This is a genomic window from Salmonella sp. 2018103 (assembly GCF_026247685.1).
GTDB classification, from domain to species: Bacteria; Pseudomonadota; Gammaproteobacteria; order Enterobacterales; family Enterobacteriaceae; genus Salmonella; species Salmonella enterica.
In genome coordinates this window covers 3871151-3891354 of sequence record NZ_CP111029.1, presented here as the reverse complement: position 1 = coordinate 3891354, position 20204 = coordinate 3871151, and the positions used below count along the sequence as shown (strand labels likewise).

Genomic DNA, 20204 nt, shown 5'->3' with positions numbered 1-20204 from the left:
TAGCGGTTAATAACAGGAAAAGACGAAAGGAAAAGTCGGGTTAATGCCGTGCTGGCGGGTAAAGGGCCAAAACACGGCTTTTATCAGGACGTCCCAGCGTGGCGCACGGTCAGAAAAACGCAGTCAGGAAAGGAAATTCAGCCCTTGCTGCAACACCAGATCGCAAGCTTTGGTTTTCACCTTTTCCGCCAGCGGCGTACTGCCGATATTATTGAGGTTCAACTGCTGGCCGTCCTTCGTCTTGAGCAACCCTTGCAGGCCGTTCAGGTAGTTAGTGTCCTGCTCCTGCTGTGTAGTATCCAACCCCAACTTGTTCAGAATCTGATTTTTAACGTTTTCCACGTTGGTAGCGGACGCCAGCTTCTGTTTGGCGCAGTACTGCAAAATTCCGGCGGCATTATTCATATTATCAGCGCTGAGCGACTGGGCGCCGTTGCTGAGCAGACCGGTTAGCGCCGAAAGCGACATCCCGCCCTGCTGTGCGTTCGCGCCCTGAGCGCTTAACTGACTGGCGGCGCTGGAAAGCGAATCCTGCCAGGAGGCGGCGATACCGCTGGTGGAAATCAGTACGCAGGCGACCGCCGCGCAGCACAGAACATGTTTCGCTGTATTCATGGTAATCACCTGTGTTATGCCAGCCAGGCGTTGTATCGCCCTGGCGCACGTTGCAATTTAATACTCTTTACCCGTCACCCGGCTGCGGTAACTGTCCCAGGTAAAATTAACCCATAAACTGTTGCCGAGACGCATACGGTCCATGACGCGTTCGCCAAGCATTTTCGTCATCTCTTCCATATTGCTGTTCGTCAACATGCCGGTGGGACGTTTTGACGAGGAACGACGATCGACAATTTGATTGATGATCACTTTTTCATAACGGGATTCGGTCTGCACGCCGATCTCGTCGATCACCAGCAGATCAACGTTACTCAGATCGTTAAGCAACTGCTCTTCGCTGGTTTCCCGATTGCTGAACGTGTCTTTCATCGCTGACATAATATCCGCTACGGTGATAATCAGTACCGACTTTCCGCGCAGCAGCAGTTCATTACAAATAGCCGCGGCGAGATGATTTTTACCGGTTCCCGGCTTGCCGGAAAAGACAAAGCTGGCGATATTGCCGTCAAATTCATCAACGTACTGTCGGGCTTTACTTAACGCGTTCATTTGTCCGTCGCACTCAACCCGATAGTTATCAAACGAGCAGTTCTGATGCAGCGGTCGAATGCCGGAACGGTTAAAGGTGCGCTGCATTTTCATTGCCCGGTTTTCCCGCGCCAGCGCCGCCGCCCGGATCTCGCCTTGCTCTTTCTGCCACGCCAGCAGTTCTTCGCCCGTTTTAAACGCCGGCGTAATATGCGCAGGCATCATTTTTTGTAGACGCTGCATCAGGTCGCCAACATTTTTCATCGTTACCCCCTAAAACCTGGTGGAATATGATTGTCAGGTTCGCTGACGCTATTGATGTCGCGCTGCGGCATTCCGCCATTGCTGGAACGGCTGATTTGCACGCTGCGCGCCAGCTTTTGCTGCCACTGGATATGGTGAAAAACCTTACCTTCCGCCTGCCAGTAGGCGATAAACGCCGCCAGCTCTTCTGCGGTGACCGGCTCCCGAAGCGCCACGCCCCAAAGGGCAGCCTGACGCTGAAAATCCGCATCCGGTTGCCAGGCTGGATACATGGCGAATTTCCCGCAGGGAATCGCAACGGGGGCGGCTTCGGGTTCTTCGTAAAATTGCGCGTCTAACGCCACATCGCTTCCCGGACGTGATAACTTTTCTTCAAGCGCCAGCAGTTCAGCCATGCGTGCAGGCGTCACGGCATAAAAGGCAGGCGCATTATTAGCGAATACCGCCACTGCGCCGCCCGTTGACTTCGCCAGCACAGCATGATGATCGTGTAAAAGGGCGTCAATACCGATGACGTCCGACGTTAAAATTCTGGAAGACATAATGTTTCTCAATATGGAACAACAACCGAGAAGGGCGACTGTTTTTATAGTACCACACAGACCTGTAAGAACAGCAGGAGGCGTTCCACCGATCACACGCGGGGGCGTTTGCGGTACAGCCATAATCCCGGTACAGAGAGGCCAATTGAGAGCGCGCCAACAATGGAAGAGGCTTTCAGAAAATTGGTTAGCAGCGTAATCATCATCGGTTCGCTATAGCCCAGATGGCTAATTTTTACTGCGGAAATCATCGCGGTATAGGCGGAAATCCCCGGAAACATCGGGATCACGGCCGCGACGGTAAACACTTTAGGGTGAGCGAGATACCAGCGTGACCACTGAATACCAATACTGCCGACCAGCAGCGAAGCCATAAACGTCGACCATTCAATATTAAAGCCAGCGCTCATCATCAGCATACGCGAGCCATGACCCAGCGCCCCCAGTAGCGCGCACCACGGAAGTGCCCGGTGGGGAACATTAAAGACCATCGCAAACCCGACGGCGGGGATCGCAGACAAGATCATGTCCTGCATTAGCGCCAGTAAAAAGTCGATTATACCCATCCTCGTAGCCCCCATACTGTCATTGACATCACTACGCCCACACAGGTGGCCAGTGTCAACAGGCTGGCGATAGCCCAGCGCGCCAGCCCGGTATTAATATGTCCTTTAAACATATCTGCCACGGAATTAATCAGCGGAAAGCCCGGCACCAGTAGCAGTACGCTTGCCGCCATGGCGATAGTGGGCGTCTGGCTAAAGGCCGGAAGGGTGAGCATCAGCCCGGAAATCGTGGTAGCGACAAAGGCGGTAATGCAAAAATTGATCTGCGGATGTAAATGCCGCTGCGCCAGCATCTGGCGAATATACATGGCTATCATACTGGCGAAAAAGGTGATAACCGCGCCATCCCAGCCGCCATTATTCAACTTACAAAAGCAGGAGCAGGAAAGACCGACCATAAACGCCACCAGCCAGCGCGGATAACGCAGCGGGCGGAGCTGGCTAAAACGTTTTTCCACGCCTTTGTAATCCAGCAGACGATGTTCCGCAAGGATAACGATATGCTGAACCTCCGTGACGACGTGCATATTAATGCCGCGATCCTGGTTTTTACGTGTCGATGTCAGACATTGTCCGTCTTTAATGGTCGTCAGTACAATGGCGTTAGAGGAGATCGCGCTTTCGACGCTATCCATACCGAGCGCCAAACCGAGGCGGGTGGAAAGCTCATCAACCAGTGCGCTTTCCGCCCCGTGCTGCAATAAAAACAGCCCGCATTGAATACATAACCGTGTTACTGCTCGTTGAATTGATTGCTCTTCTTGCATGACTCGTCCTGTCCGAAAAGACATTTTATGCGCCGCCACTATGACAGAGGCTTCCTTTTTAACACGAAGCGCAGGCATGATGGCGTTGGTTAAGATCAATTTCTTGTTGATAAAAACGTCAACCGCCAGACGCAACGCATAAGCTTTCTGAGACGTGCGCTTCGTCACAGGCAGGATATCCTTATGGGCGACGGTTCTCGTATGTCCGTTTCCAGAATAGAGACATTATGCCAGCCTGGCCGTTCATTTTTGAATCAATGATGTGGTGAATTTTATCAACGATATGCATTAATCGTTTTACAACAATGGCGTGAGCAGCAGGTGTAAAAATAGGCGTGACTTAGTGTAATTTGCAGATATTACATGGATTTTATGGGTGACAGTCAGTATTGTTGGGCTTTTATTTCAGGATTCAGCAATATGAATGAAGGACGAACTCATATTTTAAATTTATTAATATGATGAGTTTCGTTAGAATTACTAATGTGCAAATTTAGTTAATTTAATTGTCTTGCTTCTGGTTTTATGAGTAACTATGCGATAGTGATTTCATGTTTTTGTGCTATGTGGATTGTAGCGCAATCAATGTTGTATTTTTAAAAATAAAACAAGGATAATTAATCCACTCGGCTTATATTTCTTTGCGCTCATTGTTAGTAGTATTTTTATTAATGGGACAATGAAAAGGGGCGGCGTGGGTGCGGAGGAATTATGCTGCCAGGATGCTGCAAAAATGGACTTATTATCAGTAAAACCCCCCTTATACAGGAAGGCCTTAAAGGGGCTATAACAGGTAATTTCCCCGATTATAAACTGGCGTATTGCCGTACGATAGAAGAGCTAACGCTGCTACAACTACGTCGAAGTAATTTAGTTATTGCTGATTTAGCAGTTAACAATGCCTCTCCCCGTGCTATCTGCGAATATTTTTATAGCTTACTCTCGCAATATCGCGACATACATTGGGTATTTCTGGTTCCTAAATCCAGCTATCCACATGCGGTTGATCTCCTGATGGGCCCCGTCAGCACCTTGCTTTCAGACGAAGAGCCAATCGAGAATCTTATTAGCGTTATCCATGCGGGAAACGCTCGTTCAGAAAGAATAAGCAAAACGTTATTATCGCCTCAGGTACCGTCTGAAATTCAGCAGTCCCACGACAGGCCGATTGTCCTTACGCTGTCTGAACGAAAAGTATTACGCCTTTTAGGAAAAGGGTGGGGCATTAACCAAATTGCGGCATTACTTAAAAAAAGTAATAAAACAATTAGCGCCCAAAAAAATAGCGCCATGCGACGCTTATCAATACACAGTAATGCAGAGATGTATGCATGGATAAACAGTTCTCAGGGAGCCAGAGAATTGAACCTACCTTCGGTATATGGAGAAACCATGGAATGGAAAACAGAATCAGCAAGAGAAATGTTGCGCTCGTAGAAAAATGCGTGATGAGCACCATTGGTATTAAAGGGCTATTTGATGCAATGCCGGATTGCCGACATACGCTTCATATTTTTTCAAAACCATCCGCGTTTTATAAGGCTGCGCTAAAGACGCCGTTTTCTGCCGTTATTTTTTCTCTTTCTGCGTTAAGAACTGAACGCCGGACAGGATTATCCAGCCTGACGGAACTGGCGATAAATTATCCCCATATGCGGCGTCTGGTGATTGCAGATGATGATGCTGAAGCCCGCTTAATCAGCGCGCTATCCCCGCTGCCGCTGGATGGGGTCATCAGCAAAGCGTCGCCGTTGGATGTTTTACAGGATGCCTTATTTACATCGCTTAATAGCGCCCGGCGGACAACGGAGCGTACAGATAATCTTTGGGAACTTCACCAGAATTGTATGCTTAGTCCAACCGAGCGGGAGATTCTGCGTTTTATGTCAAACGGCTACTCAATGCCGCAAATTGCCGTCCAGTTAGAACGTAACATTAAGACTATCCGGGCGCATAAGTTTAATGTGATGTCCAAGCTGGGCGTGAGTTCTGATGCCGGGTTACTCGATGCGGCGGATATTCTGTTATATCTGCGCGCCGGCGATGCTACCGCGCTCCAGCATCGGGTATAGCCCGCGCCGGATGCGCCGTGCTTGTTCGGGGAATCCGGGGGTCAGGCACGTTATTGGCACACGTCAACCCAGGTCGCCGATGTCAGTTCAGCCATTCTTTCCGGCGTGATGCGTACCGCGCTGTGCGTGGCGCCTGCGGCAGGCAATACTTCGTTATACCCCTTCAGAGAGATGTCGCAATAAACGGGCAGCGGGTGCTCCAGCCCAAAGGGACATACGCCGCCGACAGGATGTCCGGTTGCATTGACCACTTCATCGCTGCTCAACATACGGGCTTTTGCGCCGAAAGTGCTTTTAAGCTTCTTATTATCCAGGCGGGCATCGCCTTTAGCGACCACCAGGATAATAGTGTCTTTTACTTTAAGCGAGAGCGTTTTAGCTATCTGCCCAGGCTCTACGTTGTGCGCTTTGGCTGCCAGTTCGACAGTCGCTGTACTTTGATTTAATTCGATAATTTCAATATCGGGAGCATGATCGGCCAGAAATTGCCGTACAGATTGCAGACTCATTCTTCTCTCCTGAGACCTTACCAATAGCCACGGTAGACCCAAAAATGGCAAAACGTAATTTGGCATACGGAGAGCGCAGCTGTAAATATAATAATGTGACAGGCCAGCAGCAGTAAGCCGTGACGATAACTGAAGGTAGCGTAAAGCGGTTTACTTTAGCGTGCAGTCGCCGCACTGCTGTACATCAGGTAAGCGGTAACGTTGACAGCAGGTTCTGCGTACCAGAAGACCGTCGCGCATTACGACGGTCCGCCACAGCGGGTTATCCTGACCGTCGGATAGCTGCTTTTCAAAAAAACAGCGCTGGCGTAGCGTTGCCAGCAGGGCTTCGCCAAGCAGCGGTTTCATCTCAGTCAGATACCAGTTGATTAAATAACCGGTATTGCTCCAGATAAGTTTCGCGTTGATGTCGCCAGTCGCCTCCAGCGCCTGAATGACCGGCTGTAGTGCGGAGACTACCAGCGTTTCCATTCGTTCTTCCGGGGAATGCCCCGTTGCCAGGTTATCCTGATGCACATCAAGCCAGAAACACGCGGCGCGCCCGGTTTCATGAAATTCAACGTGAATATGTTCTGCGGAGACATCGATAGCGCGCGCTTGCGTCAGTAATGCCAGCATCAGCGGCGGCGCCATCAGCCCGATATACCATTGCGCCCACAGGGAGATTAACGGCTTATTTTCACGTGGCAGGCCTGGCGTGTGGCGATAGATGTGATCGGAATAGGCGGCCAGCAATGAACGAAACGTCGCGGGGCGCGTCCACTGGGCAAGAGTCATCGCCGTTGGCGGCGGCGTTTCATCCAGCCGAATAAAGTCCAACAGGTGCTCACGGGTAGAGGCGATCGTCTCGCGTACTGCGTCCGCCAGCGAGGCGTCTTCCGGCTGGGGAGCGGCTCGCCAGATAATATCGTCAGCAATCGGTGCGGAACGGTAGGCCATAGCGCAGTTTAATGATGTTAATCTAAATGATAATGATTGCTAATCCTATCGATAGCGATAAACGATGGCAAGCGGTTTATGGTTAACGCTGTTGGCGTAGCACGATTACGCCAGCAGGATTCATAGGGCGCGCATGTCGTCGCTGACCAGAATGTGGTTACGTCCAAGATGCTTGGCTTCGTAGAGCGCTTTATCCGCTTTTTCGATAGCGTCTCCGATATTGCGATCCGTCAGGGGCGCAATGCCGATACTGACAGTGACATTGGTAGCGACGCTTTCGTTAAACATATGCGGGATTTTAAGATCGTATACTTCCTGTCGGATACGTTCTGCGGTAGCGCGGGCTTGCTGTGGTTCGGCGGTGGTCAGCAACACCAGAAATTCTTCCCCGCCAAAACGGCAGACGACATCGCGCGATCGCACGGCGTCCCGAATTGCCGCTGAGACGCGAATTAACGCCTGATCGCCCATCATATGACCGTAGTGATCGTTATACGCTTTGAAATGATCGATATCCAATAGCAGAACGTAGTGCTCATGGCTGCCCGGCGCCTGTAACGTATCCAGCCGATTTTGCAGGCCACGGCGGTTATATAAGCCGGTTAATGGATCAAGCATACTCAGGCCATTGAGGGTTTCCCGCTCGGCCAGCAGCTTAAACATGAGCTGCTGGGCAAAGTTATCGTAGCGTTTCTGGATAACATGTTGAATAGCGATTCCCACCATTGGCAGGGCCAGCAAATAGAGAATTCGCAAACCTTGTTCATTACCGTTCAGCCACAGGCAGACCGCGACTGGCGGTAGCGAATAGAGCGTAAACGCGACGATATTCGCGGCAAAGGCTATCGAGCCGATAAACAGAACGCTAAGCAGGGAAATCAGTAAAAAAGAGAAATCATAATGGCCTAATGCCGGATACTTTAGCGCAATATGCGCCGCCCATATTCCCCCAAAGAGTAGGGAGATAAAGGGGAGATTAATTCTTTTTTGTCCATATTTCCCATGCCATATCAACAGTAATACGCTCAGGACCATTATCCCAATCATTGGCGTGCAAAATACATTGATTTGATAAAGGGGGAAAACGAGAGTAAATAGCGCCGACACGGCGTTGAGAAACAAGAAAAGACGTAAAGAAAACTGATACTTCTTAATACGAAGCGACCGCCAGGATGGTGTTGTCATGGGTAATTGTCGTTATTTATCGGTGATATACACGGAATCGGGCGCCAACATGAAAATAACGTATGAGAAAAGGTCGCCTAAAGCGAGGTGTTGTTGTTTTTACGTTAACAGTCGGACAATTTATCACCTTACTGAATACGTGTCATCAACCGTTAAGTAAAACTCATCTCTTTAGCTTCCTCCCTGGCTGACAAATGAGAAAATATATCATATGATATTGGTTATCATTATCAATTCCAGAGGTGAAACCATGTTGCAGCGAACGTTAGGCAGCGGATGGGGCGTATTATTGCCTGGAGTGATTATTGTTGGACTGGCGTTTATCGGCCTGTCAGCTTATGCGCTGAAGCTGTTGATTGTATCAGGATTGCTACTGTCTGCGCTGATGTTGTATCACAAACAATTACGGCATTTTGTACTGCTGCCATCGTGTATAGCGCTTATTGGCGGCATGATGTTGGCAATGATGAACTGGAATCAGGGATGAAAATGAAGAGACAAAGGAAGGATAAGATAATTGGTGCGAGGGGGGGGACTTGAACCCCCACGTCCGTAAGGACACTAACACCTGAAGCTAGCGCGTCTACCAATTCCGCCACCTTCGCACAGTTATCTTACTTTTTGATATCGCCTCGTTGGTGCGAGGGGGGGGACTTGAACCCCCACGTCCGTAAGAACACTAACACCTGAAGCTAGCGCGTCTACCAATTCCGCCACCTTCGCCCAGTGCGAGCAATATCAACGTGGTTTTGGTGCGAGGGGGGGGACTTGAACCCCCACGTCCGTAAGGACACTAACACCTGAAGCTAGCGCGTCTACCAATTCCGCCACCTTCGCATACCATCGATTCTTGAAAAGAATCACTACCACGGAGGCGCATTCTAGTGGTTTTCAGCTATTCGTCAATAGTTAATTGCATGGGATAGATTGATTGCTGCAAAAATGGGCGCGAGACGTAGGTTGGATAAGACGCCTGGCGTCGCCATCCGGCACATGCAACCAGATGGCGCTGCGCTTATCAGGCCAACTATTTCTTCGCCTGACGGGTCATCACGGTACGATAAACCTTAAAGCGCCCGGTTTGCGCGATGACTTCATGGAAGCCAAAAGTCTCATCCAGAATTTTAGGATAGGGCAGAAAGGCGTTCGCCACGATACGTAACTCTCCGCCGCTGTTCAGATGGCGCACTGCGCCGCGAATGAGCGTTTGCGCCGCATCGAGGCTGGTTTGCATTCCGTCGTGGAACGGCGGGTTGGAGATGATCATGTCAAAACGTCCTTTGACTTCCGAAAAGACGTTGCTGGCGAATACCTCGCCTTCAAGGCCATTAGCGGCAAGCGTGGCGCGGCTGGCTTCCACCGCCGGAGCGCTGACGTCACACAGCGTCAGGCGCACTTTCGGCGAATGGCTGGCCAGCGCGGCGGAAAGCACGCCAACGCCGCAGCCGACATCCAGCACTTTACCTTTGGTGTGCGGCGTCAGCGTAGACAGCAGCAGTTGGCTACCGACATCCAGTCCGTCGCGGCTGAATACGCCCGGCAACGTTTTGATAGTCAGCCCGTCGATGTTGTACTCGGCCCACCAGGATTCAAGACTAAACTGCGGCTGCTTTTCCAGACGACCATGGTAAAGGCCGCAACGTCGCGCGCTATCTACTTTGTTCAGCGGCGCATAGTCCGCCAGCATCGGTTCGGCGCTACGCACGCCGCTGCGGTTTTCCCCCACGACGAAAACATCGCTGCCCACCGGCATTAGCGACAAAATATTCATCAACTGGAACTGCGCTTCGGGTTTATTTTTCGGCCAGTAGTAGATCAGCGTATCGCAGTCAGCGACATCGCTGGCTTGCGCGACCAGGCTAAAACGGACGTTATCGCCCATCTGGCGGCTTAACGCCTGCCAGTGGTGAAACTGTTGCGTATACGCGCGGCTGGCGGCGCATTCAAAGCGCGCGGGCAGGTCATCCTGCAAATCTCCGGCAAAAAGAATACGGCTTTGTTCGAAATCATCACTGTGGCGCAGCAAGACTTCACTTGCCGGGGTAAAAGCAGACATGGAATGCTCCTTAATTCAGACTGGCGGCGATTATAGTAGTTTGATGGCGGAGATTCGACAGATTTGCTATATTTGCGCCCCTGATTACAGGAGCGTTTCGCTATGACATCCCGACGAGACTGGCAGTTACAGCAACTGGGTATTACGCAGTGGGCGCTGCGACGTCCTGGCGCGCTACAAGGCGAGATTGCGATTTCCCTTCCCGCGCACGTTCGTCTGATCGTGGTTGCAGAGGAATTACCCGCGCTGAACGAGCCGCTAATGCGCGATATTTTACGCGCGTTGACCGTGAGTCCCGATCAGGTTTTATCCCTGGCGCCTGAGCGCGTCGCCATGCTGCCGCAGGGCAGCCGTTGTAATAGCTGGCGGTTAGGAACTGACGCGCCGCTCCAACTCGAAGGCGCTCAGGTCACGACGCCGGCGTTTAATGAACTCCGGGCAAACCCGGCGGCACGCGCCGCACTATGGCAACAAATCTGCGAACATGAACACGATTTCTATCCTCAGCACGACCGATCTCCCCGCAGCCTGGCAGATTGAGCAACGCGCTCATGCGTTTCCGTGGAGCGAAAAAACGTTTTTCGGCAACCAGGGCGAACGGTATCTCAATCTTAAGCTGACCGCTGCTGACAGAATGGCCGCGTTTGCCATTACACAGGTGGTGCTGGACGAAGCGACGCTGTTCAATATTGCCGTCGATCCGGATTTTCAGCGTCGGGGGCTGGGGCGTATGCTGCTTGAGCATCTGATTGATGAGCTGGAAAAGCGCGGTGTTGTAACGCTATGGCTGGAGGTACGCGCCTCTAACGCTGCCGCCATCGCGCTGTATGAAAGTCTGGGGTTTAACGAGGCGACGATTCGCCGCAATTACTATCCCACGGCACAAGGGCATGAGGACGCCATCATCATGGCGTTACCGATAAGCATGTAATAAAAGAGGCAAGGTGTAATGATGAAGTGGGACTGGATTTTCTTTGATGCCGATGAAACGCTGTTTACGTTTGATTCTTTCACCGGCTTACAGCGGATGTTCCTTGACTATAGCGTCACCTTTACCGCTGAGGATTTCCAGGATTACCAGGCCGTGAATAAGCCGCTATGGGTGGATTATCAGAACGGCGCGATTACCTCATTACAATTGCAGCACGCGCGTTTTCAAAGTTGGGCTGAACGGCTAAACGTTGCGCCGGGGCTGCTGAATGACGCTTTTATTAGTGCGATGGCGGAGATCTGTTCTCCTTTGCCGGGCGCCGTTTCGCTACTTAATGCGATTCGCGGGCAGGCTAAAATCGGTATTATTACTAACGGTTTTACCGCGCTACAACAAACTCGTCTGGAGCGCACCGGGCTGCGCGAGTATTTCGATCTGCTGGTGATTTCCGAGCAGGTTGGCGTCGCGAAGCCCGATCCGAAAATCTTTAACTACGCCCTGGAGCAGGCGGGGAATCCTGACCGCTCGCGCGTATTAATGGTTGGCGATACCGCGGAATCCGATATTCTTGGCGGCATTAACGCCGGGCTGTCGACCTGCTGGCTTAACGCGCATCATCGCGAGCAGCCCGCGGGTATTCATCCAACCTGGACTGTGGCGTCATTAAGCGAACTGGAGCAGCTCCTGTGTAAACACTGATTGCCTCCCCCTGGTTGATGGGTAAAATAGCCGCATTTTTCGTATTCAACATGCGTGGTCAAACGCCGCGCTTACTCAAGAAGATTTGACTATGACGTTGTCTCCTTATTTGCAAGAGGTGGCCAAACGCCGCACTTTTGCCATTATTTCTCACCCGGACGCCGGTAAAACCACCATTACCGAAAAAGTGTTGCTGTTCGGACAGGCGATTCAGACCGCCGGTACGGTAAAAGGCCGTGGCTCCAGCCAACATGCAAAATCTGACTGGATGGAGATGGAAAAACAGCGTGGTATCTCTATCACCACCTCGGTGATGCAGTTCCCGTATCACGACTGTCTGGTGAACCTGCTGGACACCCCGGGGCACGAAGACTTCTCCGAAGATACCTACCGTACCCTGACGGCGGTGGACTGCTGTCTGATGGTGATCGACGCCGCAAAAGGCGTTGAGGACAGGACTCGTAAGCTGATGGAAGTTACCCGTCTGCGTGATACGCCAATCCTGACCTTTATGAACAAACTCGACCGTGATATCCGCGACCCGATGGAGCTGCTGGATGAAGTCGAGAATGAGCTGAAAATCGGCTGCGCGCCGATCACCTGGCCGATTGGCTGCGGCAAGCTGTTTAAGGGCGTTTATCACCTTTATAAAGATGAAACTTATCTGTATCAGACCGGTAAGGGCCACACCATTCAGGAAGTGCGCATCGTTAAAGGGCTGAATAACCCGGATCTGGACGCCGCCGTGGGTGAAGACCTGGCGCAACAGCTGCGCGACGAGCTGGAACTGGTGCAGGGCGCGTCTAACGAGTTTGATGAAGAGCTGTTCCTGGCAGGGGAAATTACCCCGGTATTTTTCGGTACCGCGCTGGGTAACTTTGGCGTTGACCATATGCTGGATGGTTTAGTGGCGTGGGCACCCGCGCCGATGCCGCGTCAAACCGATACCCGCACAGTGGAAGCCTCGGAAGAGAAGTTCACCGGTTTTGTCTTTAAAATTCAGGCCAATATGGACCCGAAACACCGCGACCGCGTGGCGTTTATGCGCGTGGTTTCCGGTAAGTATGAGAAGGGCATGAAGCTACGCCAGGTCCGTACCGGCAAAGATGTGGTGATTTCCGACGCGTTAACATTTATGGCGGGCGATCGTTCGCACGTTGAAGAAGCGTACCCGGGCGATATTTTGGGTCTGCATAACCACGGCACCATTCAGATCGGCGATACCTTCACTCAGGGCGAGATGATGAAGTTTACCGGTATCCCGAACTTTGCGCCGGAACTGTTCCGTCGTATTCGCCTGAAAGATCCGCTCAAGCAGAAGCAGCTACTGAAAGGGCTGGTGCAGCTTTCTGAAGAGGGGGCGGTTCAGGTATTCCGTCCCATCTCCAACAACGATCTGATTGTCGGCGCCGTGGGCGTTTTGCAGTTTGACGTTGTTGTCGCGCGTCTGAAAAGCGAATACAACGTTGAGGCGATTTATGAATCCGTCAACGTGGCGACGGCGCGCTGGGTGGAAAGCGCCGATGCGAAGAAATTCGAAGAGTTTAAGCGTAAGAATGAAACGCAGCTGGCGCTGGATGGCGGCGACAACCTCACCTATATCGCCCCCACGATGGTTAACCTGAACCTGACCCAGGAACGTTACCCTGACGTTCAGTTCCGTAAAACGCGCGAACACTGATCCCTTTCCGGGCGCGGCATCCGCCGCGCCTTCGTACTTTCCCTGCCTTTTTAACCGCTTACGGAATGTTCTTAAATCCCGCGTTTTTTCTCCGATCTGCCTGTTTTTTATACGCACCGACAAGCGATTTTAAAATTGTGATCTATATTTAACAAAGTGATGACATAAATGTCGGCTTTAATGCCTGTTCAATGCGTGAATATGAGAGCTTAAAGCTGAGATTTGTTTCAGTCACGATATTAATAACTGAAACGGAAGGGTGGCAGGCGACGCGTCGTTACAAATTCACGAATGTGATGCCAGTCATTGACTTCAGAAACCGGTGAGTTTCACCGCATTCAGCAATGCAACCTCGTGTTGCCTGAGCTCAAATTACGAGCAAACTATACAGGACAAAATCGATGACTATGACAAGACTGAAGATTTCTAAAACTCTGCTGGCCGTAATGTTGACCTCTGCCGTTGCGACAGGTTCTGCCTTTGCAGAAAACGCAACAACGGACAAGGCGCAAAGCGGAACCGAAACCGCAGGGCAAAAAGTCGATAGCTCTATGAATAAAGTCGGTAACTTCATGGATGACAGCGCTATCACTGCGAAAGTAAAAGCTGCGCTGGTAGACCATGACAATATTAAAAGCACCGATATTTCTGTCGAAACCAATCAGAAAGTCGTCACCCTGAGCGGCTTTGTAGAAAGTCAGGCGCAGGCTGAAGCCGCCGTGAAAGTGGCGAAAGGCGTAGAAGGCGTGACCTCCGTTAGCGACAAACTTCACGTTCGCGACAATAAAGAAGGTTCCGTGAAAGGTTATGCCGGTGATACGGCCACGACCAGTGAAGTCAAAGCCAAGTTGCTGGCGGACGATCTCGTCCCTTCCCGTAAAGTAAAAGTGGAAACGACCGATGGCGTCGTACAGCTCTCCGGTACCGTTGAAACTCAGGAACAAAGCGACCGCGCTGAAAGCATCGCGAAAGCCGTTGATGGCGTAAAAAGTGTTAAAAACGATCTGAAAGTTCAGTAATTCGTCGTAATTCGTCCTCCCGACGTTTGTCGGGAGGCGTAATGTGCACCACACTAAAAATATCGCGAATGAGTAGCCTGAGCGCTCATATTTAGCGGTCGACATTAACTATGGTAAAGGAGAGGCTTATGTTTCGTTGGGGCATTATATTTCTGGTTATCGCGTTAATTGCCGCCGCATTGGGTTTTGGTGGACTGGCTGGTACGGCTGCCGGCGCGGCGAAAATCGTCTTCGTCGTCGGGATCGTGCTCTTCCTGGTCAGCCTGTTCATGGGCCGTAAACGACCCTAGCAGGCAGCTGTAAAGATATATTGCTATCAAGCCAGTCCAGCGGACTGGCTTTTACGGTTTTAGCCGTTAACGTTTTGCGTTACCTTGTCAGCCTGGAAAAAAATGAAAAACAGGAAGGCAGAGGTGGGCCAGCGAATACCGGTTACGCTCGGCAATATTGCGCCGTTATCATTAACACCGTTCCGGCCAGGCCGTATGGCGCTGGTCTGCGAGGGTGGCGGGCAGCGGGGCATCTTTACCGCAGGCGTGCTGGATGAGTTTATGCGCGCGCAGTTTAATCCTTTCCATCTCTACTTCGGCACATCAGCCGGTGCGCAAAATCTCTCGGCGTATCTCTGCAACCAGCCCGGCTACGGGCGTAAAGTCATTATGCGCTATACCACCAGGCGCGAATTTTTTGATCCGCTGCGATTTGTACGCGGAGGAAACCTTATTGACCTCGACTGGCTGGTGGAATCCACCGCCGCCCGAATGCCGCTGCAGATGGATACCGCAGCGCGCCTGTTCGACAGCGGAAAATCCTTTTATATGTGCGCCTGCCGGGGGGATGATTACACGCCGGGCTATTTCTCGCCGACAAAACAAAACTGGCTTGATATCATTCGTGCCTCCAGCGCCATACCGGGTTTCTACCGTACCGGCGTTACGTTAGAGGGCATCAACTATCTGGACGGTGGCATTAGCGACGCCATTCCGGTTCAGGAGGCGGCAAAGCGGGGGGCGAAAACCATTGTGGTGATCCGCACCGTACCCTCGCAAATGTATTACACGCCGCAGTGGTTTAAGCGTATGGAGCGCTGGCTGGGGGAGAGCAGTCTACAGCCGTTGGTCAACCTGGTGCAGCATCATGAAACGTCCTACAGCGCGATCCAACAATTTATTGAAAAGCCGCCGGGTAAGCTGCGGATCATTGAAATTTATCCGCCGAAACCGCTGCACAGCATGGCGCTGGGCAGCCGTATCCCGGCGCTGCGTGAGGATTACAAAACCGGGCAATTATGCGGGCGTTATTTCCTTGCCACCGTTGGTAAATTGCTCGCCGCAACGCCGCCTCTCTTGCGCCATACGTCGCGGATTGCCGTGCCGGAAACGGTGGTCGTGCCTCCGGCGCCGGTGGCCAATGATACGCATGTGGCGGAGGTCATTAGCGCGCCGCAGGCAAACGACACCACATTTACCGACGAGGATCTGGCGTGAGCTGGCGCTTTATCGATACACACTGCCATTTTGATTTCCCGCCCTTTACGGGCGATGAGCGCGCCAGTATTCAGCGTGCCTGTGAGGTGGGCGTTGAAAAAATCATCGTACCGGCGACCGAGGCGGCGCACTTTCCCCGCGTGCTGGCGCTGGCGGCGCGTTTCCCGTCGCTTTATGCTGCGTTGGGATTGCACCCCATTGTGATTGAGCGTCATGTCGATGACGATCCTGATAAGCTGCAACAGGCGCTGGCGCAACAACAGAACGTCGTGGCGGTAGGCGAGATCGGTCTCGATCTCTATCGCGACGATCCGCAGTTCGCCAGGCAAGAGCGATTGTTAGACGCGCAACTGCAACTGGCAAAACGCTACGATCTGCCGGTGATCCTGCACTCGCGGCGCACGCATGACAAACTGGCGATGCACTTAAAGCGCCAGGATCTACCGCGAACCGGCGTGGTGCATGGTTTTGCCGGCAGTCTGCAACAGGCCGAACGCTTTGTGCGACTGGGCTATAAAATCGGCGTCGGCGGCACCATCACCTACCCGCGCGCCAGTAAAACCCGTGATGTTATGGCGCGGTTGCCGCTGGACGCGCTGTTGCTGGAGACCGATGCGCCGGATATGCCGCTAAAGGGGTTTCAGGGGCAGCCGAACCGCCCGGAGCAGGCGGCGCGCGTATTTGATGCGCTCTGCGAATTACGTCCGGAGCCCGCAGAGGTGATAGCCGATACGCTGTATCGCAATACCATTACCTTGTTTCGGCTCTGATGGCATCGCAGCCGCCGTCCGGCAGGCGACGCTTACAAATATAGCGCCGGCAAAATCAGCTTCGCCACCCCACGCGCGCGCAATCCGTCTGCCAGCCGTTCCACCTCTTGCGGCGTCGCGCCTGGCCAGGCTTTCGCTTCGCCATAGACGCCATGCGCATGAAAGGCATTCAGGCGCACCGGAACCTCGCCCAGCGAAGTAATAAACGCCGCCAGTGAATCAATATGCGCCGCATAGTCCACCTGACCCGGGATAACCAGCAACCGCAGCTCCGCCAGTTTTCCCTGCGCAGCAAGAAAGCGGATACTGTGCTTAATATGCGTGTTATCACGTCCGGTCAGACGGTGATGACACTCGCTCTTCCAGGCTTTCAGATCGAGCATTACGCCGTCGCAAACCGGCAGTAGTTTCTGCCAGCCGGTCTCGCTTAACTGACCATTACTGTCCACCAGACAGGTCAGCCGTTGTAACTGCGGATCGGCTTTGATCGCCGTAAATAGCGCCACAATAAACGGTAATTGCGTGGTCGCCTCTCCGCCGCTGACGGTAATACCTTCAATAAACAGCGATGCTTTACGAATATGACGCAGCACATCGTCAACGCTCATGGTCTGCGCCATTGGCGTTGCCTGCTGTGGGCACATTTTCAGGCAGGTATCGCACTGCTCGCAGACGTCCGACCGCCATACCACTTTTCCGCCATCAACGCTGAGGGCGTGATGCGGACACTGCGATACGCATTCCCCGCAGTCGTTACAGCGTCCCATCGTCCACGGGTTATGGCAATTCTTACAGCGCAAATTGCAGCCCTGTAAGAATAATGCCAGGCGGCTGCCTGGCCCATCGACGCAGGAAAACGCAATGATCTTACTGACTAAAGCGCATCTGTTGTTCATGGCTGACTACGCGTGGCTGTCGTTCCAGGATGCGGGTATTACGTGCGGCTTCTTCTCCCAGCCAGGTGGTATTCGTGCGCGAGCCTTCGGCGCGAAATTTCGCCAGATCCGACAGGCGCACCATATAACCGGTGACGCGCACCAGATCGTTGCCGCTGACATTGGCGGTAAATTCCCGCATCCCGGCTTTGAACGCGCCAAGACAAAGCTGAACCAGCGCCTGCGGATTACGCTTGATGGTTTCGTCCAGCGTCAGAATGTCGCTGATCCCGGCATGATAAAAGGCATGGTGTGGCGCGACGGTTTGCAAATGGGTGATAGGGTCCGGTTCATCGCCATACGGCAGACGCGCGCCCGGCGTAGTGCCGATATCGGAACTGATGCCAGACTGGGCATGGAGCAGCGCCCGTTGCTTCCAGCCATACTTCACTGGCGTATTTTCGACGAAATCCGCCAGTTGGGCGCTGATACGGTAGCCCAGCTCGTTCGCCGTTTCATTCTTGCCGTAACGGGCGTTCAGGCCCGCGTTTTCGCACAGCAGATTCACGGCTTCCGCCAGCCCGTACATACCGAACATCGGCGCAAAACGTTCGGGATCGATCAAACCTTCCTGTACAAGAAAGCTATTCTCAAAGAAATGTGACTTTTCATAGAGGAATTCACATCGTGAATTAATGATGGCGATCTGCTGTCGGCAGTAGTGCGGTAGCGTGCGTGAAAAGAAGTCATCGACAGACGTACTGCGTTCTGCCACGGCTTTCAGGTTGAGACGTACCAGCGTACTGCCGCCGCCGCCAAGCGGTAGCGAGTTATAACAACTGACGATGCCATAATGGCCTTTTGTGAAAATTTTATCATTTACAGGGCCATTGGAAATGTGTGGCTTACTGCATTCGCAAATGTTTTTGGCGACTTCCAGCAGCAGATCGTCCGGCGTAATTTCCGCATCGTAGATAAACGTCAGGTTAGGCGCCACCTGCTTTAGCTCGGCATCAGCGCGCAAAATCGCTCGTGTGACAGGCGTATCGGCAGGGCCAATATTGGCATGCATAAAGGCGTCTGGCAGCGTTCTGTCGAGATAACGCCAGAAACGTTTTATTCGAATATCGATCGCATCTTGTGTTAGAATTCTAACATACGGTTGCAGCAACGCATCAAGCTGGCCGAGATAAACCGGCATGGACGTCACGGAAGGTACGTGATGATACAGAATGGTGAGTAGGGATAACGCATCATCCAGATCTTTCGCGCCTTCCAGTTCCAGCCACTGTGAACCGTTAGCCAGAAATCGGGCGTAATCGGGCAACACGTAGCGCGGTTTGAAGGGGGCGTGCCCCTCAAACATATCGCAAATGACGCCTTCATCCAGCGCCTGGCGGGCATCTTCCGGCAGGGTGGGATAAGGCAGGGCGTTTTCAGCTTCCAGCGCCAGAAAATGGCGTTTTTGTTCAGGCGTGAGCACCGGGCTGGTCACAATTTGCTGGCAACGCTGCTGGAGCGCAGTTTCGCATGAGGCAGGCATCTTCGTTTCCTCTTTATGCCGGGACGATGCGCTATTGTAGAAAATGGCGGCAAACCGACTTTGATCCTGATGCGCTTATCGCTCGAAGAACAGACGGTGACGGCGGGATAATTTGATTCAGATCTCATTACAGTAATGCAAATTTGTACGTAGTTTTCATTAACTGTGATGTATATCGAAGTGTAATCGCGAGTGAATGTTAGAATATTAACAGACTCGCAAGGTGAAATTTTATACGGCAATGCCGTTGGAGAATGTCATGACTGATTTAAAAGCAAGCAGCCTGCGTGCGCTCAAACTGATGGATCTGACCACTCTGAACGATGACGACACCAATGAAAAAGTGATCGCGTTGTGTCATCAGGCAAAAACCCCGGTCGGGAATACGGCGGCGATTTGTATTTACCCGCGTTTTATCCCGATTGCGCGTAAGACTCTGAAAGAACAAGGTACGCCGGACATCCGCATTGCAACGGTGACTAACTTCCCGCATGGCAATGATGACATCGATATTGCGCTGGCGGAAACCCGTGCGGCGATCGCCTACGGCGCTGACGAAGTGGACGTGGTATTCCCGTACCGTGCGTTGATCGCCGGTAACGAGCAGGTGGGTTTTGACCTGGTAAAAGCCTGTAAAGACGCTTGTGCCGCAGCGAACGTATTGCTGAAAGTGATTATCGAAACCGGCGAGCTGAAAGAAGAGGCGCTGATTCGTAAAGCCTCTGAAATCTCCATTAAAGCCGGTGCGGATTTCATCAAAACCTCTACCGGTAAAGTGCCGGTAAACGCTACGCCGGAAAGCGCGCGCATCATGATGGAAGTGATCCGCGACATGGGCGTTTCCAAAACCGTTGGCTTCAAACCGGCGGGCGGCGTACGTACGGCGGAAGACGCGCAGAAATTCCTCGCGATTGCAGACGAACTGTTTGGCGCTGACTGGGCAGATTCTCGTCACTACCGCTTTGGCGCATCCAGCCTGCTGGCAAGCCTGCTGAAAGCGCTGGGTCACGGCGACGGTAAGAGCGCCAGCAGCTACTAAGCTCTGATTTGCCGGATGGCGCTGCGCTTATCCGGCCTACAAATCCAGGCCTGTAGGCCGGATAAGGCGTTAACCGCCATCCGGCGATGTAAGCCTTCTACTCTTTTCCCTCAG

At 52.5% G+C, this 20204-nt stretch carries 23 protein-coding genes and 3 tRNA genes; 12 read left to right on the top strand and 14 right to left on the bottom strand.

Annotation, left to right across the window (positions count from 1 at the left end):
- Nucleotides 1-123: 123 nt before the first annotated feature.
- The 5 genes from OLG56_RS18820 to OLG56_RS18800 all read right to left on the bottom strand — a co-directional run bounded on the left by OLG56_RS18820 (nucleotide 124) and on the right by OLG56_RS18800 (nucleotide 3285).
- Nucleotides 124-615, bottom strand: a complete 492-nt coding sequence (locus OLG56_RS18820; RefSeq protein ID WP_001090316.1) for a YjjA family protein — start codon at nucleotides 613-615, stop codon at nucleotides 124-126.
- Nucleotides 616-672: 57 nt separating this feature from the next.
- Nucleotides 673-1410, bottom strand: a complete 738-nt coding sequence (gene dnaC / locus OLG56_RS18815) for a replicative helicase loader DnaC (RefSeq protein WP_000799924.1) — start codon at nucleotides 1408-1410, stop codon at nucleotides 673-675.
- A 2-nt stretch (nucleotides 1411-1412) separates the two neighbouring features.
- On the bottom strand, nucleotides 1413-1952 hold the full coding sequence (dnaT, locus tag OLG56_RS18810) for a primosomal protein DnaT (RefSeq protein ID WP_000098573.1): 540 nt from the start codon (nucleotides 1950-1952) through the stop codon (nucleotides 1413-1415).
- A 92-nt stretch (nucleotides 1953-2044) separates the two neighbouring features.
- Nucleotides 2045-2518, bottom strand: a complete 474-nt coding sequence (locus OLG56_RS18805; protein ID WP_000511329.1) for a threonine/serine exporter — start codon at nucleotides 2516-2518, stop codon at nucleotides 2045-2047.
- Nucleotides 2509-3285 (bottom strand): threonine/serine exporter family protein, encoded by a 777-nt coding sequence (locus tag OLG56_RS18800; RefSeq protein ID WP_001674846.1) that lies wholly within the window; start codon nucleotides 3283-3285, stop codon nucleotides 2509-2511. Before OLG56_RS18800 ends, OLG56_RS18805 begins: the two co-directional genes overlap by 10 nt.
- 711 nt (nucleotides 3286-3996) lie before the next feature.
- Between OLG56_RS18800 and OLG56_RS18795 the strand changes: the two genes are divergently transcribed.
- The gene (locus OLG56_RS18795) at nucleotides 3997-4722 is read left to right on the top strand and encodes a response regulator transcription factor (protein ID WP_000936659.1); all 726 of its coding nucleotides are present in this window, start codon (nucleotides 3997-3999) and stop codon (nucleotides 4720-4722) included.
- Nucleotides 4683-5357, top strand: coding sequence for a DNA-binding transcriptional activator BglJ (bglJ, locus tag OLG56_RS18790; RefSeq protein WP_000431546.1), 675 nt, complete (start codon nucleotides 4683-4685; stop codon nucleotides 5355-5357). Before OLG56_RS18795 ends, bglJ begins: the two co-directional genes overlap by 40 nt.
- Nucleotides 5358-5407: 50 nt before the next feature.
- Here the strand turns inward: bglJ and OLG56_RS18785 are convergent, their stop codons facing one another.
- From OLG56_RS18785 to OLG56_RS18775, 3 genes are all read right to left on the bottom strand, one after another.
- The gene (locus OLG56_RS18785) at nucleotides 5408-5866 is read right to left on the bottom strand and encodes a YbaK/EbsC family protein (protein WP_000058271.1); all 459 of its coding nucleotides are present in this window, start codon (nucleotides 5864-5866) and stop codon (nucleotides 5408-5410) included.
- Between the two features lie 150 nt (nucleotides 5867-6016).
- A complete protein-coding gene (gene fhuF / locus OLG56_RS18780) occupies nucleotides 6017-6805 on the bottom strand; it encodes a siderophore-iron reductase FhuF (protein WP_000331528.1) in 789 nt (262 codons plus the stop codon).
- 120 nt (nucleotides 6806-6925) lie between these two features.
- Complete coding sequence (locus tag OLG56_RS18775; protein WP_000211204.1) at nucleotides 6926-7990, bottom strand: GGDEF domain-containing protein; 1065 nt, start codon at nucleotides 7988-7990, stop codon at nucleotides 6926-6928.
- Between the two features lie 250 nt (nucleotides 7991-8240).
- On the opposite strand from OLG56_RS18775, the gene OLG56_RS18770 reads away from it, so the two are divergent.
- Entirely contained in the window at nucleotides 8241-8477 is a 237-nt protein-coding gene (locus tag OLG56_RS18770) for a DUF1435 domain-containing protein (RefSeq protein WP_000941878.1), read from the top strand.
- Between the two features lie 31 nt (nucleotides 8478-8508).
- Here OLG56_RS18770 and OLG56_RS18765 read toward each other — a convergent pair.
- The 4 genes from OLG56_RS18765 to rsmC form a co-directional block, all read right to left on the bottom strand.
- A tRNA-Leu gene (locus OLG56_RS18765) sits at nucleotides 8509-8595 on the bottom strand.
- Between the two features lie 31 nt (nucleotides 8596-8626).
- Nucleotides 8627-8713 (bottom strand) — tRNA-Leu (locus OLG56_RS18760).
- A 27-nt stretch (nucleotides 8714-8740) separates the two neighbouring features.
- Nucleotides 8741-8827 (bottom strand) — tRNA-Leu (locus OLG56_RS18755).
- Nucleotides 8828-9017: 190 nt separating this feature from the next.
- Nucleotides 9018-10046: a 16S rRNA (guanine(1207)-N(2))-methyltransferase RsmC gene (gene rsmC / locus OLG56_RS18750; RefSeq protein WP_079900347.1), complete on the bottom strand. Its 1029-nt coding sequence runs from the start codon at nucleotides 10044-10046 to the stop codon at nucleotides 9018-9020.
- Between the two features lie 102 nt (nucleotides 10047-10148).
- Here rsmC and OLG56_RS18745 point away from each other — a divergent pair, with 102 nt between their 5' ends.
- The 8 genes from OLG56_RS18745 to OLG56_RS18710 all read left to right on the top strand — a co-directional run bounded on the left by OLG56_RS18745 (nucleotide 10149) and on the right by OLG56_RS18710 (nucleotide 16633).
- Complete coding sequence (locus OLG56_RS18745) at nucleotides 10149-10586, top strand: DNA polymerase III subunit psi (RefSeq protein WP_000204003.1); 438 nt, start codon at nucleotides 10149-10151, stop codon at nucleotides 10584-10586.
- Nucleotides 10531-10977, top strand: coding sequence for a ribosomal protein S18-alanine N-acetyltransferase (gene rimI / locus OLG56_RS18740; protein ID WP_001092434.1), 447 nt, complete (start codon nucleotides 10531-10533; stop codon nucleotides 10975-10977). The genes OLG56_RS18745 and rimI overlap by 56 nt, the downstream gene beginning before the upstream one ends.
- A 21-nt stretch (nucleotides 10978-10998) precedes the next feature.
- Nucleotides 10999-11676: a pyrimidine 5'-nucleotidase gene (gene yjjG, locus OLG56_RS18735; RefSeq protein WP_000870686.1), complete on the top strand. Its 678-nt coding sequence runs from the start codon at nucleotides 10999-11001 to the stop codon at nucleotides 11674-11676.
- 91 nt (nucleotides 11677-11767) lie between these two features.
- Nucleotides 11768-13357 (top strand): peptide chain release factor 3, encoded by a 1590-nt coding sequence (prfC, locus tag OLG56_RS18730; RefSeq protein ID WP_000175965.1) that lies wholly within the window; start codon nucleotides 11768-11770, stop codon nucleotides 13355-13357.
- A 401-nt stretch (nucleotides 13358-13758) separates the two neighbouring features.
- Nucleotides 13759-14376 carry a molecular chaperone OsmY gene (gene osmY, locus OLG56_RS18725; protein ID WP_000178963.1) on the top strand — a complete coding sequence of 206 codons (618 nt, stop codon included), beginning with the start codon at nucleotides 13759-13761 and terminating at the stop codon, nucleotides 14374-14376.
- 128 nt (nucleotides 14377-14504) lie between these two features.
- On the top strand, nucleotides 14505-14666 hold the full coding sequence (locus OLG56_RS18720; RefSeq protein ID WP_000490276.1) for a DUF1328 domain-containing protein: 162 nt from the start codon (nucleotides 14505-14507) through the stop codon (nucleotides 14664-14666).
- A 123-nt stretch (nucleotides 14667-14789) separates the two neighbouring features.
- Nucleotides 14790-15863 (top strand): patatin-like phospholipase family protein, encoded by a 1074-nt coding sequence (locus tag OLG56_RS18715; RefSeq protein WP_000531540.1) that lies wholly within the window; start codon nucleotides 14790-14792, stop codon nucleotides 15861-15863.
- On the top strand, nucleotides 15860-16633 hold the full coding sequence (locus OLG56_RS18710) for a metal-dependent hydrolase (protein ID WP_001609163.1): 774 nt from the start codon (nucleotides 15860-15862) through the stop codon (nucleotides 16631-16633). The genes OLG56_RS18715 and OLG56_RS18710 overlap by 4 nt, the downstream gene beginning before the upstream one ends.
- Nucleotides 16634-16665: 32 nt before the next feature.
- On the opposite strand, the gene OLG56_RS18705 is transcribed toward OLG56_RS18710, so the two are convergent.
- Both OLG56_RS18705 and OLG56_RS18700 read right to left on the bottom strand, forming a co-directional pair.
- Nucleotides 16666-17529 (bottom strand): YjjW family glycine radical enzyme activase, encoded by an 864-nt coding sequence (locus OLG56_RS18705; RefSeq protein WP_001064943.1) that lies wholly within the window; start codon nucleotides 17527-17529, stop codon nucleotides 16666-16668.
- On the bottom strand, nucleotides 17501-19051 hold the full coding sequence (locus tag OLG56_RS18700) for a YjjI family glycine radical enzyme (RefSeq protein ID WP_001111686.1): 1551 nt from the start codon (nucleotides 19049-19051) through the stop codon (nucleotides 17501-17503). The genes OLG56_RS18705 and OLG56_RS18700 overlap by 29 nt, the downstream gene beginning before the upstream one ends.
- 259 nt (nucleotides 19052-19310) lie before the next feature.
- On the opposite strand from OLG56_RS18700, the gene deoC reads away from it, so the two are divergent.
- A complete protein-coding gene (gene deoC / locus OLG56_RS18695; RefSeq protein WP_001519713.1) occupies nucleotides 19311-20090 on the top strand; it encodes a deoxyribose-phosphate aldolase in 780 nt (259 codons plus the stop codon).
- The last annotated feature ends 114 nt before the right edge of the window (nucleotides 20091-20204 follow it).